We start from the raw sequence: 14,359 nt of genomic DNA on the forward strand, positions 1-14,359 counted from the left end.
CCAAAGCGACAGGAGATCCGCCATGAAACTCGCCTATTCACCCACTTCGCCCTATGTCCGCAAGGTTATGGTTTTGCTGCATGAAACCGGTCAGCTTGACGATGTCACGCTGGAAACCATGCACACCACGCCGGTCGAGCCGGACAGCGCGCTCTTGCCGCAGAACCCGCTGGGGAAGGTGCCTGCGCTGGAGCGTCCGGAGGGGCCGACGCTGTACGACAGCCGGGTGATCTGCGCTTATCTGGATGATCGCGCGGGCGGCAAGCTTTATGGCACCGGATCGCGGCATTGGGATACCTTGACCCTTGAGGCAACGGCGGACGGTATTCTGGATGCAGCGCTTTTGATGGTCTATGAAGGCCGGCTTCGCCCGGAAAGCGCGCAGATGCCCGAGTGGGTCGAAGCGCAGTGGAACAAGGTTGACCGGGCGCTGACCGCGTTGAATGCCCGCTGGATGAGCCATCTGAGCGGCCCGCTGGACATGGGCCAGATCGCGGTAGCCTGCGCTTTGGGTTATGTGGAGTTTCGTCATGCTGCGCGCGGCTGGCGGCGCGGCAAGGATGCGCTTTCGGAGTGGTTCAACGGGTTCGAATCGCGTCCTTCGATGCAGGCAACCAGGCCGCCTGAGGCCTGAATCAGCGGCATTGGCAGGAATAATTCCCTGCCTGCGACGGTTTGCGCGCCTTTGCCATCTGGACGGACGCGCGCCAGCCCGCTAGACAGCGCGATGAAGTCAGGGGGCTGAACCGCCCCCGGTATGTCCAATGGCCTCTGTGCCAAGAAGTGGAGTAGAGCCGTGTCCAACGCAGAAGATCACGCAGGCACCCGGAGGGATTTCCTGTATTACGCAACCGCTGGCACAGGTGCCGTCGCCGTTGGCGCGGCTGTCTGGCCGCTGGTGAATCAGATGAACCCCTCTGCCGATGTTCTGGCGCTGTCGTCTATCCGCGTTGATGTGAGCGGGATCGCAGAAGGAACGCAGCTGACAGTCAAATGGCTGGGCAAGCCCGTGTTCATCCGTCGGCGCACCGAGAAAGAGATTGAAGAGGCACGTGCCGTCAATGTCAGCGACCTGCCGGATCAGAATGCCGAAAACGCGAATATTGCGGCGAATGCGCCTGCAACCGACGAAAACCGCGCGCTGGACGAAACCGGCGAATGGCTGGTCATGATGGGTGTTTGTACGCACCTTGGCTGCGTGCCCCTGGGCAATGCCGGTGATTTCGACGGCTGGTTCTGCCCGTGCCACGGATCGCATTACGACACTGCCGGGCGCATCCGCAAAGGGCCCGCACCGCGCAACCTGCCGGTGCCCGTCGCCGAATTCGTGGACGCGTCCACGATCAAACTGGGTTAAGGGAGAACTCGATGTCTGGAATTCCTCACGACCACTACGAGCCGAAGTCCGGCGCAGAAAAGTGGCTTGCCCGCCGCCTGCCCGTTGTTGGTCTGCTCTATGACACATTGATGATCCCCACGCCCAAGAACCTGAACTGGATGTGGATCTGGGGCATCGTCCTGACCTTCTGCCTGGCGTTGCAGATTGTCACCGGCATCGTGCTGGTCATGCACTATACACCGCATGTCGATCTGGCGTTCAGCTCGGTCGAGCACATCATGCGCGACGTGAACGGCGGCTATATGCTGCGCTACCTGCATGCGAACGGCGCCTCGCTGTTCTTTGTAGCTGTCTATGCGCATATTTTCCGGGGGCTCTACTATGGCTCCTACAAGGCCCCGCGCGAGATCACCTGGATCATCGGCATGCTGATCTATCTGCTGATGATGGCCACCGGCTTCATGGGTTATGTGCTGCCCTGGGGGCAGATGTCCTTCTGGGGCGCGACAGTGATCACCGGCCTGTTCGGCGCGATTCCCTTTGTGGGCGAGTCGCTGCAGACCTTCCTGCTGGGCGGACCTGCCGTGGATAATGCCACGCTGAACCGCTTCTTCTCGCTGCACTACCTGCTGCCCTTCGTGATTGCGGGCCTCGTGATCGTGCACATCTGGGCCTTCCACTCCACCGGCAACAACAACCCCACGGGTGTTGAAGTGCGCCGCGGGTCCAAGGAAGAGGCGCAGAAGGACACGCTGCCGTTCTGGCCCTATTTCGTGATCAAGGACCTCTTCGCACTTGCGGTGATTCTGGCGGTGTTCTTTGCCATCGTCGGCTTCATGCCCAACTACCTGGGCCACCCCGATAACTATATCGAGGCGAACCCGCTGGCGACGCCTGCGCACATCGTTCCTGAATGGTACTTCCTGCCGTTCTACGCGATCCTGCGGGCCTTTACCTCTGACGTCTGGGTTGTGCAGATCGCGTCCTTCGTGACCGGTGGCATCATCGACGCCAAGTTCTTTGGCGTGCTGGCGATGTTCGGTGCAATCGCGGTGATGGCACTGGTGCCGTGGCTGGACACATCCAGCGTCCGTTCCGGCCGCTATCGTCCGATGTTCAAGTGGTGGTTCGCGCTGCTGGTGATCGATTTCTTTGCCCTGATGTGGCTGGGGGCGATGCCTGCGGAAGAACCCTATGCGTCCTTCTCGCTGATCGCATCGGCATATTGGTTCGCGTACTTCCTGGTGATCCTGCCGCTGCTTGGCGTGATCGAGAAACCGCTGCCGCAACCGGCGACGATCGAAGAAGACTTCGACGCCCATTACGCGCCCAAGGCCGGTGGCTCGAAAGCCGCTGCGAAACCGGCGCAATGACGGAGATGACAATGATCAAGAAACTGACCCTCTCCGCCCTTGTGGCACTCGGCCTTGGCACCACCGGTGCCCTGGCTGCCGGTGGCGAAGCCCATGTCGAGGATTTCGACTTTTCCTTTGAAGGGCCTTTTGGCGCCTATGACGTGAACCAGTTGCAGCGCGGTCTGCAGATCTACACGGAAATCTGTTCGGCCTGTCACGGGCTGAAATTCGTCCCGATCCGCACACTTGCGGACGACGGAGGACCCAGCATGCCCGAAGATCAGGTGCGCGAATACGCCAAGCAGTTCGAAGTGTTCGACCCGGAACTGGATGATTTCCGCGAAGCGACTCCGGTGGATCATTTCCCGGCCTCGTCTTTGGACAATGCGCCCGACCTGTCGCTGATGGCCAAGAAGCGCGCCGGTTTCCATGGTCCTTACGGTCTTGGTATCAACCAGTTCTTCAAAGGGATTGGCGGGCCGGAGTACATCGCTTCCCTGCTGACCGGATACGAGGAAGCGCCGGATTGCGCACCCGAGGATTTCCCCGGTTCCTACAACAAGGTGTTCGCCGCGGGCGGTATCCCCGATTCCTGCCGTGATGAAGAAGGTCATTCGACCGTCACGGGCAGCTGGATTGCCATGGCACCGCCGCTGGCGGGTGATGACGTGGAGTTCGCGGACGGTCACGAAGCAGACGTCCATCACGAAGCCATGGATGTGGCGGCCTTCCTGATGTGGACGGCAGAACCCAAGATGATGGCCCGTAAACAGGCCGGTTTTGCGGGTGTGATCTTCCTGACCCTGCTGGCGGTTCTTCTGTACCTGACGAACAAGCGTCTCTGGGCTTCGGTCAAATACAAGCGCGAAGACTGATCCAGCGCGCGGCGACTTGCTAAAAAGCCCTCCCGACTGTTGCGGTCGGGAGGGCTTTTGCTTTCCGGGGGCCCTCATAATGGGTGAGGTGCCCGGAAAACGGGGACAGATACAATACCGGAGCCGGGTCAGTGGCACAGACCACCCTTGGGCAGATACGCACGGCTTAGCCGCCCTCTCTGCAACCTGATCCAGAACTTTTCTAACTTTGCCCTGCAATGCGCCGATGAATAAGGCGATCGAGGAACCAGAGCAGCGTCGTCACTATGGTTCCAAGCTAAATCTTGACGTAACGGCAGTCTGTGATCTGGGTCACACAAGCTGAAAAAGTTGGATTCTAGATTTCGTTGATATCGGCGAGGTCTCTCAGCGCGTCGCGATTCAACAGGCGCAGCCCGCCACGGGAGGCGCTGACAATGCCACTGCGTCCCCATCTCGAAAGGATCTTTGAAACCGCTTCGCGGCTCGCGCCCGCGAATTCGGCCAGCTCTGTCTGGGACAGGATCAGCAATGGTTCGGGATCAGAGATATGGGAGGTCAGATGCAGGACCTTCTTGGCCAGGCGGGCGGGCAGGGGCAGGAAGACCTGTTCTGACAGCTGATAGCCCATCCAGCGCATCCGCTTTCCGGCAAGCCGCAGCATGTCGATCCCGAAATCGGGAGAGCGTTGCAAGGCCGACATCGCATCGGCATTGCGGATGCCCAGAACACGGGATTGCTCCAGCGCGGTGACAGTTGCCGTGCGCGGGCCGGGGTCGAAAAGGGCAATCTCTCCGAAGACCGCGCCAGGGTGCATCACATCCAGCGAGAGTTTGCGCCCCCCCACCGAAATAACGCTGAATTCCAGCGCGCCTTCAAGGATTGCATAGAGGGTATCGCCGGGGTCTCCATGCTCGAACAGGACCTCACCGGCACGCAGGGTTGTTTCCGTCGCGAGCGCGGCCATCGTCTCCCTGAGTGCCGGGGAGGCCTCTGCCAGAAAACCGCAATCAAATAGATGTTGATCTTTCATATGCCCCCGCCGCCTTTGCGGGGAAACTACAGCAATTCAATCAGAAATTGTACTGAAAGTCGCGGGGCGGTTGCCAATTCAGGCGATCAGCGCGTTCCGAGATTTTCCGGTTACTTTGGCCGTGACAATCGCGCCCTCGACCTGCGGCGTATCGAAATGGACTTCGGTGAATTGTTCGGTGCGGCCCATGGTCGGGCTTTCCATCAGGATATGGTGGGTCTGGCCGACTTGCTGTTGCAAATGGCGCTGAACCTGCGCCTCACCAGCGGCACGCAGGCGGGCGGCGCGCTCCTTGATCGTGCGGCCGTTGACCGCCGGCATCCGCGCAGCCGGGGTGCCGGGGCGGGCGGAATAGGGAAAGACATGCAGCCATGTCAGATCGCATTCATCAACCATGCGCAGGGCATTGTCGAACATCGCTTCCGTTTCGGTCGGAAAGCCCGCGATGATATCTGCGCCAAAGGTCATGTCAGGGCGCAGCCTGCGCGCCTCGTTGCAGAAAGCGATGGCGTCATCGCGCAGGTGCCGCCGCTTCATCCGTTTCAGGATCATGTCATCGCCATGCTGCAGGCTGAGGTGCAGATGGGGCATCAGGCGGGGTTCGGTCGCGATGGCGGCCATCAGGTTGTCATCCACCTCGATGGAATCGATGGAACTGATCCTGAGGCGCGGCAGATCCGGGACCAGCCTGAGGATGCGCATGACCAGATCGCCCAGACGCGGTGCCGCCGGAAGGTCCGCGCCCCATGAGGTCAGGTCGACGCCGGTCAGAACCACCTCGTTGAACCCCTTGTCGACCAGCCGCTTGATCTGATCCACGACGACACCTGCCGGGACGGAACGTGAATTGCCCCGGCCATAGGGAATGATGCAAAAGGTACAGCGATGGTCGCAGCCGTTCTGCACCTGCACATAGGCGCGACTGCGGGTCCCGAATCCGTCGATCAGGTGCCCGGCAGTTTCAGTTACGGACATGATGTCGTCGACCTGAACCGATTCCGTCTCTCCGATGAAGTCCGCAGCGAGGCCCTGCCAGGTGCCCGGCTGCATTTTTTCGGTGTTGCCGATCACTGCATCAACCTCGGCCATGCTGGCAAAGGTATCGGGTTCGGTTTGGGCCGCGCATCCGGTGACGATCAGACGGGCATCGGGATGGGCCTTGCGCAGCTTGCGGATGTCCTGGCGCGCCTTGCGCACAGCCTCTGCCGTGACAGCGCAGGTGTTGACCACAACGGCATTGGCCAGACCGGCCTGTCCGGCAAGGTCCTTCATCGCCTCAACTTCATAGGCGTTCAGGCGGCAGCCGTGGTTGGAAAAGACCGGGGCGTTCATGCGATGCTGTCCAGGAATGCGGATGTCAGGGTGCCGGAAAAGACATGTACGGTCGGGCCGGTCATCCACACGCCGTCCTCGCGCCAGTCTATGTGCAGGGTGCCACCGTCGAGGTCGATCTGCACCTTGCGTCCCGTCAGGCCGCGCCGCGCTGCGGCGACCGCACAGGCGCAGGAGGATGAGCCGGAGGCCCATGTCACCCCCACACCGCGTTCCCAGACCCGCATGCGGATGTGGTCCGGCCCCACCACCTGCGCGACCTGCACATTGGTGCGTTGCGGATAAAGCGGGTGGTGTTCTATCGCCGGGCCGAAAGTTTCAAGCTCAACCGCGCCGGCATCCTCGACAAAGAAGGTGCAATGCGGGTTGCCCATACCGGTCGCTGTCGGCGCGCCGTCTATGGGCAAGGTCAGCGTGTCCATCTCCTGCGCCAGCGGCACCTCGTGCCACAGCAGTTGCGGCTGGCCCATGTTGACCGATGTGATGCCGCCACCCTGATCCTCGGCGTAAAGATCGCCGCGGTCGGTTGTCAGGTGCAGGCGGGCCACACCCGTTTCATCCATCAGATAGCGGGCGATGCAGCGTGTCGCGTTGCCGCAGGCCGCCGATAGCGATCCGTCGGCATTGTAAAAGGTCAGATGCGCGTCGCCGGTTCCTTTGGAAATCACGGCAAGCTGGTCAAAGCCGACGCCGAAATGGCGATCTCCGATGGCTTTTGCCATGCCGGGCGTGATCTGAGTTGCCAGCGTGCGCACGTCGACAACAACGAAATCGTTGCCAAGCCCGTGCATTTTCATGAAGGGCAAACCGGATGTCGTATCACTGCTCATTTCGCGCATATAACCCCGCCTGCCTGACTAATCCAGCGGACAGCTGAAGAATCGTGGATTAAGGGCTTGACCCCCCTCGCTCACCTTTCTAGATACGCGTCCTAGTGGGCCGTTAGCTCAGTTGGTAGAGCAACTGACTTTTAATCAGTAGGTCGTTGGTTCGAACCCAACACGGCTCACCACTTTTCACAAATTATCCTTTCCCTGTTTGGGTTTGGTGCCGGATTTGACGAACCTCTCCGGAAGGTTCGCCAAATTGCGCGGGCCATTGGGGCAGGCGATCAGTTTCGCGACGGCGGAATCGGCCATGCCTTCCCGGCCAGCCTCCCCGGCGGCAAAGCTGATCACGCCTGACTTAGCTGTTGGGCCGTACACGGGCCGCGGTCTTGTTGGCGAAGGCTTCGAGGCGCGCGCGCGCGGCCGACTGGGTGTTGACGATTCCGCCCACGAAGGCTTCGGCAAAGGCGGCGTCCAGACCGGACATGTTGTTCATGTGGCTGACAGCCGAGCAGATCGCGAAGTTCGTCAGCGGCAGATTCTGCGCGACCTTTTCCGCCAGTTCCATCGCCTTGGCAAAGCTGCCCCCGTCTTCGGTGATATATTGCGCCAGACCCAGATCGACGGCCTCTTGCCCCTGGTAGACGCGCCCGGTCAGGATCATGTCGATCATCCGGTACTTGCCGATCATGTCAGACACCCGGATCGTTGCGCCGCCGCCGGTAAAGATCCCGCGCTGGCCTTCGGGAAGGGCAAAATAGGTGCCCGGGTCGATCACCCGCACATGGGCGGCGCTGGCCAGTTCCAGCCCGCCGCCGACAACCGCGCCCTGCAACGCGGCGATGATCGGCACGCCGCCATATTCCATCTTGTTGAAGGCCTCGTGCCAGCGCAGGCAGACATGCATGAAGTCATCGGGGCTGCGGTCGGCCTTCCAATGTTCGACCAGATCGAGACCGGCGCAGAAGTGGTCGCCCTCTCCGGCCAGCAATACGGCCCTGACACCCGCCATCCGCGCGCCGCTGAAGAAGCGGATCAGTTCCTCGATCGTGGCCACATCCAGAGCGTTGCGTTTGGAAGGGCGGTTCAGCGTCACGACATACAAGCCGTTGTCACGCGCGGAAATGGCGAGGCGTTCGTAGGTATCGGGGTTCACGACATCATTCATCGGTTGGTTCCTTTTGTGGGATTAATCAGGGAAAGTCGCGTCCAGCAGGCTGGGCGCGCCCAGCAGGATGCGGGTTTGTTCGGTGGTGCATTCGGGCAGAATGTGCCGGGCAAAGAACAGGGCGGTCGCGATCTTCCGGGTCATGAACGCGCTGTCCTGTCCGGCGGCGCGCGCGGCATGCGCCGCAAGGGCGCCCTTGCCAAGCATCCAGCCCGCCGCCAATGTGCCCGACAGCATCAGGAAGGGGACAGAGCCGGCAAAGGCCCTGTCGATGTTCTTGCGGCTGTTTTCCAGCATCCAGTCCAACGCGGTTTCATATGCACTGCGCGCCTGTGCGAGGCTTGTGCCGATCGCCCGAGCCGAGGCGTCACCGCTGGCAAGCTGCGCTTCGGTTTGCGCAATCCGGCTGGCGAAAAGACGGGCTGTCGCCCCCCCGTCCCGCATCACCTTGCGCCCCAGAAGGTCATTGGCCTGAATGGCCGTGGTGCCCTCGTAAATCGGCAGAATGCGGGCGTCGCGGTAGTGCTGCGCGGGCCCTGTTTCCTCGATGAATCCCATGCCGCCGTGGATTTGCACACCCAGGGACGCGACCTCGACCGCGCGTTCCGAACAAAAGCCCTTGACCAGCGGGACCATGAATTCGGCCAGGGCGCGTGCCTCGGGGTCATCTCCATGATGCGCGACATCCAGCAGCCCCGCAGTCGCGGCTGCCATCGCCCGTCCGCCTTCAGTCAGGCTGCGCATCCGCAGGAGCATGCGGCGCACGTCCGGGTGGTCGATGATCGGGACGGCGTCTTTGCCCAGACCGTTCACCGGGCGGCCTTGCACGCGGCCCCCTGCATAGGCCAGCGCCCGCTGATAGGCCCGGTCGGAAATCGCAACGCCCTGCACCCCCACCGAAAACCGCGCCGCGTTCATCATGATGAACATGTGCTCCAGCCCGCAGTTTTCTTGGCCGATCAGAAACCCGGCAGCGTCATCGTAATCCAGCACGGCTGTCGGGCTGGCATGCACGCCCAGTTTATGTTCGATGCTCACACAGCTGACTGCGTTCTCGGCCCCCGGTGTTCCGTCCGTTTCCACCAGTTTCTGCGGCACGATGAACAGGCTCAGCCCCTTGGGCCCGGCTGGTGCATCCGGTATGCGCGCCAGCACGAGGTGAATGATGTTCTCGGTCAGATCATGGGCGCCATAGGTGATGAAAATCTTGGTGCCGGTGATGCCAAAGCTGCCATCTGCGCGCCGTACCGCCTTTGTCGTTACCCGGCCCAGATCGCTGCCTGCCTGCGGTTCGGTCAGGTTCATCGTGCCGGACCAGCGCCCTGCGATCAGCGGCCCGAGGTAGGTGGCTTTCTGTTCGTCCGAGCCGGTCAGCAACAGGGCCTCGATCGCCCCATCGGTCAGCAGCGGGCAGAGGCCAAAGCTCATGTCGGCGGCATTCAGCATCTCGACCGCTGCCGCGCCAACCACGCGCGGCAGCCCGACGCCGCCATGTTCCACCGGGTGGATCAGCGCCTGCCAGCCCATCTCGACAAACTGCGCATAGGCCCGGGCGTGGCCTTCGGGCATGGTCACACGGCCCTTGTCGAACCGGGCGCCCAGCCTGTCCCCGACCTGGGACAAGGGCGCGACCTGTTCGGTGCAGAACCGGGCATAGCCGTCCAGCGCGGCGCCGATATCGGACAGTTCGCAATCGGAATACACATCCAGTGCGGACAGGTTTTCCCAGTGGGACAGATGTTCGATGCAAAACATCAAATCCTGCAGGGGCGGCTGATAGGACATGACTGGCTCTCCGGCAGCGACTATGGTTTCCCGTCATCTAACCGCTGCTTTCCTTGCCAATAAGCTCATCTTTTGCCAAGTTCTTATCCGATCACGCCATACAGGGCCTCTAGATGAGCAGTCATGACCCCATCTCTCTGACGACCGTTTCAGCGGGTTTCATCCAGGACTGGCTCGATGCGCTGAACGCCCGATGCACGCCGGACGCAATGACCTCCCTTCTGCAGCGTTCAGGGCTGCAAACCGGCCCGATGGCGCCCGCGCAGCGCGTTACGCTGGAAGAAATCGCCCGGCTCTATCAGCTCGCCGCGCCGGAGACCGGGGATGAAATGATGGGGCTCTGGAGCCGTCCGATCCGCCCCCGCGCCCTGCAGCATCTGTTGACCGTGCAGCGTGAGGCGCGCAGCCTGGTTTCGGCTCTGTTTCGGTTCACGACGTTCTGGAACCTGCTTTTGGATGATTTCCGCCTGGAATTGCGGAGCAACCCGGAGGAGGTGGAACTGGCATTGGTCCCTTACCTGCGTGAAACTGCCCCGCAGCGATTTGGTCACATGCTGATCCTGAAACTGGCGCATGGGCTCCTGTCCTGGCTCAGTGGGTCGGAAACGGGTGTGAAAGTGGTGCGATTTGCCTTTTCCCGTCCGGATTTTGCCGCCGATTACGCGGTTGTCTTCCCCTGTCCGGTCGCGTTTGAGGCAGCGCAGACCAGCATCCTGTTCGATCCGCGCCAATTCGCGAGCCCGATCGCCCGCAGTCCCGCCGAGGCATCCGTGTTTCTTGAACGTGCGCCGCTTGACTGGATCTTCACCGGCTCGCGCGCGCATACGAACAGCCTGCGTGTCCGCGCCTTCCTTTACGGCGCGGCATGGCAGAGCTGTCAGCTTCTGGAGGCGGCCCAGGCCCTGAAGATGACGCCCCGGACGCTGAACCGTCGCCTGAAAGAGGAAGGAACATCCTTTCAGAATATAAAGGACGCATTGCGCCGCGACATCGCCATCCGCGCGCTTCAGCAAGGCACGGAGAGCATCGAACAAATCGCCTTTGACACCGGCTTTTCCGCCCCTGCGAATTTCCATCGCGCCTTTCGCAAATGGACCAGCCGGACGCCCGGATCATACCGGTTGTAGGGTCGGGTCGATCTTGCGGAGGCCTAAAGCGCCCGATCTTTTATCTGAATCATCGTGACACGAATGTCCCGAGAACGCCGCAGGCGTGGCAGGGTATTCGTGTCTCAGGTTTAAGGTCGGACGCTATATCGAGACCGCGCGCTTGATAAAGAACGCCACTATGCCGATGTTTCTTCAATGGGGTCGAATGCTTCCGCGGTTAATGAAAGTCCCGGCTCGGGAACAGCCGCTTGGCCTGATCCCTCGGGTGCGTTGCACGTGGGGGTGGCAGGGGGCGCGGGGCGGTATCTGTTTTGGAGGTTGTCTGGCCGATGGCGCTGTCCATCGGGTGGCCGAGATCGGACAGGCGGGGCGAGAGGTCTTCGATCTGCTGGGCGATCAGATGTACGACGATGCCTTCGCGTTGCAGGTAGCCTGTCACGCGCAGCAGGCGCCCGCCCATGACGATGCGGCGGAACTGCTCATAGACCTTTGGCCAGACCACCACATTCGAGACCCCGGTTTCATCTTCGAGCGTCAGGAAAATAACGCCTGATGCCGTGCCGGGGCGCTGACGGGTGATGACAAGGCCGCAGACGCTGTAACGCCCCAGCGGCACGTTATGCAGGCTGTCATGTGTGACCAGCCCGGGAATGGTGGGGCGCAGCAATTCCATGGGATGGGCGCGCAAGGTCAGACGCATAGAGACGTAATCTTCGACAACCTCTTCACCCAGCTGCATTTGCGGCAGCACAATCGTGGGTTCGTGAATGCTCTCGCCGTCAAGGGGATCGTTGAACAAGGGCAACGGGGCCTGCCCGCGAATGGCCCGCACCTGCCAGAGTGCATCGCGCCGGGTCAGTCCCATATCGGTAAAGGCATCGGCCTCGGCCAGCCGTTCCAACACCACGGGGGCCACTCCGGCGCGCAACCAGACCGATTCAGGATCGCGGTAGCCATTGCCCCGGGCGGCCACGATCCAGCCGGCATCCTCCTCTTTGAAGCCCTTGATCTGCCGAAAGCCCAGCCGCAGGGCCAGTGCCCCGTCGGCGCGGCGTTCCAGCCTGTTGTCCCAATGACTGGCATTGACGCAGATCGGGCGGACCTCGACCCGGTGTTCGCGGACGTCGCGCACGATCTGGGCAGGTGCGTAGAAGCCCATCGGCTGTGAATTCAGCAAGGCACAGGCAAAGATCGCCGGGTAATGGCATTTCAGCCAGGCCGAGACATAGGCGAGCATCGCAAAGGCCGCCGCGTGGCTTTCGGGAAAACCGTAATCGGCAAAACCCTCGATCTGGCCGAAACAGCGTTCGGCGATTTCGGGGCTGTAGCCGTTGGCCAGCATGCCCTTGATGAATTTATCCCGGTGTGTGCCAATCGTGCCCATCCGCTTGAACGAGGCCAGCGAGCGGCGCAGATGGTCGGCCTCTTCCGGGCTATAACCCGCGCCGACCACGGCGATCTGCAATGCCTGCTCCTGAAACAGCGGCACGCCGAGGGTGCGGCGCGTCACGGCCTCCAGCGCGGGGCCGAAAGGCTCGGCCTTTTCAAGCCCCTGTCGCCGTTTGATATAGGGTTGCACCATGCCGCCCTGGATGGGGCCCGGGCGGACGATGGCGACCTCGATCACCAGATCATAAAAGGTCCGTGGCCGCATCCGGGGCAGGAAATTCATCTGGGCGCGGCTTTCCACCTGAAACACCCCCACCGCATCGGCCAGGCAAAGCATGTCATAGGTGGCGGTATCCTCTTGCGGAACAGCGGCGATGCTCAGGTCATGCCCCTCGTGGTCGCGCATCAGGTCGAAGGCCTTGCGGATGCAGGACAGCATCCCCAGCCCCAGCACATCGACCTTGAGGATGTTCAGCGTGTCGATATCGTCCTTGTCCCATTCGATGATGGTGCGGTCCTCCATCGCCGCGTTTTCGATGGGGGCAAGCTCATCCAGCCGCCCCTTGGTAATGACGAAACCGCCCACATGCTGGGACAGGTGACGGGGAAAGCCGATGATCTCTCTGATCAGGCGGATGGTCTGGGCAAGGCGTCGGTCGGTCGGATCAAGGCCAAGCTCCTTGACCCTGTCCGGGTCGGCTCCACCATCGGACATGCCCCAGATTTGCCCGGACAGGCTTGCCGTCACATCCTGTGACAGCCCCATCACCTTGCCGACTTCGCGGATCGCGGCGCGGCTGCGGAAATGGATCACCGTGGCGCAGAGCCCGGCGCGGTGGCGGCCGTATTTTTCGTAGATCCACTGGATCACCTCCTCGCGGCGTTCATGTTCGAAATCCACGTCGATATCGGGTGGTTCGCCCCGGTGTTTGGAGATGAAACGCTCGAACACCATGGCGATCTGATCGGGGGAGACATCGGTGATGCCCAGCAGGTAGCACAGGATCGAATTGGCCGCTGAGCCGCGCCCCTGACACAGGATGCCCTGCGCGCGGGCGAACTGGACAATATCGTAAACGGTCAGGAAATAGGCCGGAAAGCCCAGTTCCTCGACCAGTTTCAATTCCTTGTCTATCAGGTCATGGACCCGCTGCGGCGCGCCTGCCGGATAGCGCCGTTTCAGCCCGTCGCGTGTCAGTCGCTCAAGCCGTGCCTGCGGGGTTTCGCCTTGGGATATCTCATCGGGATACTCATAACTGAGTTCGCCCAGGTCAAAGCTGCACCGGGTGGTGATCTCCAGCGTGCGGCGCAGGGCGGCGGGATGGTCGCGGAACACCCGCGCCATATCCGCGTGCCCTTTCAACCGGCGTTCGCTGTTGGCCAGGGCGCGGGTGCCGATCCGGTCAATCGTGATATGTTCCCGCATGCAGGTCAGCACATCGGCCAATTGCCGACGGCTGGCCCGGTGCATCAGCACATCCCCTACCGCCACCATCGGTGCCGAAGTTCCAAGTGCCAGCCGGGCGCATTCCCTCAGATAGGCCTGATCGGAGCCGTCATAGCGCGGCGCCGCCCCCAGAAAGACATGGCCGGGGAAGCGGCGCTGCATCTGCCGGATATGCGGTGCGGCGGCGTGCAGCCTGCCCTGTGGCAGCGCGATCAGGATCATGCCCGCGCAACCTTCATACAGGTCCGCCCGGTCAAGATGGCAGCCGCCTTTTTCCGCCCGCCGCTTGCCCAGGGTCAAAAGCCGCGTCAGCCGCTGATAGGCCGCCTTGTCGCGCGGCAGGGCGATCCAGTCCACCGCGCTGTCCCGCAGGACAAGGCGGCATCCGACGATCAGCTTTGGCAAATGCACGGTATCCGGCCGCGTGATCGGGCTGGGCTGCCCCACCTCCTGACGCGAGCAGTGATCGATCTGGTGCTGCGAACGGATGCGGATGTCGTTTTCCATATCCCGCCGCAGTTCTTTCAACGCCCGGTAGGCCCGCACCACCCCGGCCAGAGAATTGCGGTCCGTGATGGCGATGGCGGCCAGGCCAAGCTCCGCTGCCCGAACGACCAGTTCTTCGGGATGGGACGCGCCGGTGAGGAAGGTGAAATTGGTGGTCACGCAGAGCTCGGCATAGGTGTTGCGCGGGCCAAAATCCCCCGGTGGGTTCATGGCG

Annotated in this window: 12 protein-coding genes and 1 tRNA gene; 6 read left to right on the forward strand and 7 right to left on the reverse strand. The window is 61.9% G+C overall.

Annotated elements, in window-relative coordinates; all coding sequences use genetic code 11:
• Positions 1-22: 22 nt before the first annotated feature.
• The 4 genes from O4H53_RS07545 (at position 23) to O4H53_RS07560 (ending at position 3,569) form a co-directional block, all read left to right on the forward strand.
• Positions 23-634, forward strand: coding sequence for a glutathione S-transferase (locus O4H53_RS07545; RefSeq protein WP_269362618.1), 612 nt, complete (start codon positions 23-25; stop codon positions 632-634).
• 162 nt (positions 635-796) lie between these two features.
• The gene (gene petA, locus O4H53_RS07550; protein WP_269362619.1) at positions 797-1,357 is read left to right on the forward strand and encodes a ubiquinol-cytochrome c reductase iron-sulfur subunit; all 561 of its coding nucleotides are present in this window, start codon (positions 797-799) and stop codon (positions 1,355-1,357) included.
• A gap of 11 nt (positions 1,358-1,368) precedes the next feature.
• Complete coding sequence (petB, locus tag O4H53_RS07555) at positions 1,369-2,712, forward strand: cytochrome b (RefSeq protein ID WP_269362621.1); 1,344 nt, start codon at positions 1,369-1,371, stop codon at positions 2,710-2,712.
• A 5-nt stretch (positions 2,713-2,717) separates the two neighbouring features.
• Positions 2,718-3,569 (forward strand): cytochrome c1, encoded by an 852-nt coding sequence (locus O4H53_RS07560; protein ID WP_114274420.1) that lies wholly within the window; start codon positions 2,718-2,720, stop codon positions 3,567-3,569.
• Positions 3,570-3,906: 337 nt separating this feature from the next.
• On the opposite strand, the gene O4H53_RS07565 is transcribed toward O4H53_RS07560, so the two are convergent.
• From O4H53_RS07565 to dapF, 3 genes are all read right to left on the reverse strand, one after another.
• Positions 3,907-4,581, reverse strand: coding sequence for a Crp/Fnr family transcriptional regulator (locus tag O4H53_RS07565; protein ID WP_269362622.1), 675 nt, complete (start codon positions 4,579-4,581; stop codon positions 3,907-3,909).
• A 78-nt stretch (positions 4,582-4,659) separates the two neighbouring features.
• Entirely contained in the window at positions 4,660-5,913 is a 1,254-nt protein-coding gene (mtaB, locus tag O4H53_RS07570) for a tRNA (N(6)-L-threonylcarbamoyladenosine(37)-C(2))-methylthiotransferase MtaB (protein WP_269362625.1), read from the reverse strand.
• Positions 5,910-6,743 (reverse strand): diaminopimelate epimerase, encoded by an 834-nt coding sequence (dapF, locus tag O4H53_RS07575; protein WP_269362627.1) that lies wholly within the window; start codon positions 6,741-6,743, stop codon positions 5,910-5,912. Before dapF ends, mtaB begins: the two co-directional genes overlap by 4 nt.
• Positions 6,744-6,849: 106 nt before the next feature.
• On the opposite strand from dapF, the gene O4H53_RS07580 reads away from it, so the two are divergent.
• A tRNA-Lys gene (locus tag O4H53_RS07580) sits at positions 6,850-6,925 on the forward strand.
• A gap of 4 nt (positions 6,926-6,929) precedes the next feature.
• Here O4H53_RS07580 and O4H53_RS07585 read toward each other — a convergent pair.
• Genes O4H53_RS07585 through O4H53_RS07595 form a run of 3 tightly spaced genes read right to left on the reverse strand, consistent with a single transcriptional unit; the run spans position 6,930 to position 9,693 of the window.
• Complete coding sequence (locus O4H53_RS07585; protein WP_269362629.1) at positions 6,930-7,052, reverse strand: hypothetical protein; 123 nt, start codon at positions 7,050-7,052, stop codon at positions 6,930-6,932.
• A gap of 46 nt (positions 7,053-7,098) precedes the next feature.
• Positions 7,099-7,908, reverse strand: a complete 810-nt coding sequence (gene dmdD, locus O4H53_RS07590; RefSeq protein WP_114273841.1) for a methylthioacryloyl-CoA hydratase — start codon at positions 7,906-7,908, stop codon at positions 7,099-7,101.
• A gap of 21 nt (positions 7,909-7,929) precedes the next feature.
• Positions 7,930-9,693 (reverse strand): acyl-CoA dehydrogenase, encoded by a 1,764-nt coding sequence (locus O4H53_RS07595; RefSeq protein WP_269362630.1) that lies wholly within the window; start codon positions 9,691-9,693, stop codon positions 7,930-7,932.
• 113 nt (positions 9,694-9,806) lie between these two features.
• Between O4H53_RS07595 and O4H53_RS07600 the strand changes: the two genes are divergently transcribed.
• Positions 9,807-10,820 carry an AraC family transcriptional regulator gene (locus O4H53_RS07600; RefSeq protein WP_269362631.1) on the forward strand — a complete coding sequence of 338 codons (1,014 nt, stop codon included), beginning with the start codon at positions 9,807-9,809 and terminating at the stop codon, positions 10,818-10,820.
• Between the two features lie 199 nt (positions 10,821-11,019).
• Here the strand turns inward: O4H53_RS07600 and O4H53_RS07605 are convergent, their stop codons facing one another.
• The gene (locus O4H53_RS07605) at positions 11,020-14,355 is read right to left on the reverse strand and encodes an error-prone DNA polymerase (protein WP_269362722.1); all 3,336 of its coding nucleotides are present in this window, start codon (positions 14,353-14,355) and stop codon (positions 11,020-11,022) included.
• Positions 14,356-14,359 lie beyond the last annotated feature (4 nt).

Origin of the sequence: Sulfitobacter sp. G21635-S1 (assembly GCF_027213915.1) — a bacterium.
GTDB lineage: Bacteria > Pseudomonadota > Alphaproteobacteria > Rhodobacterales > Rhodobacteraceae > Sulfitobacter.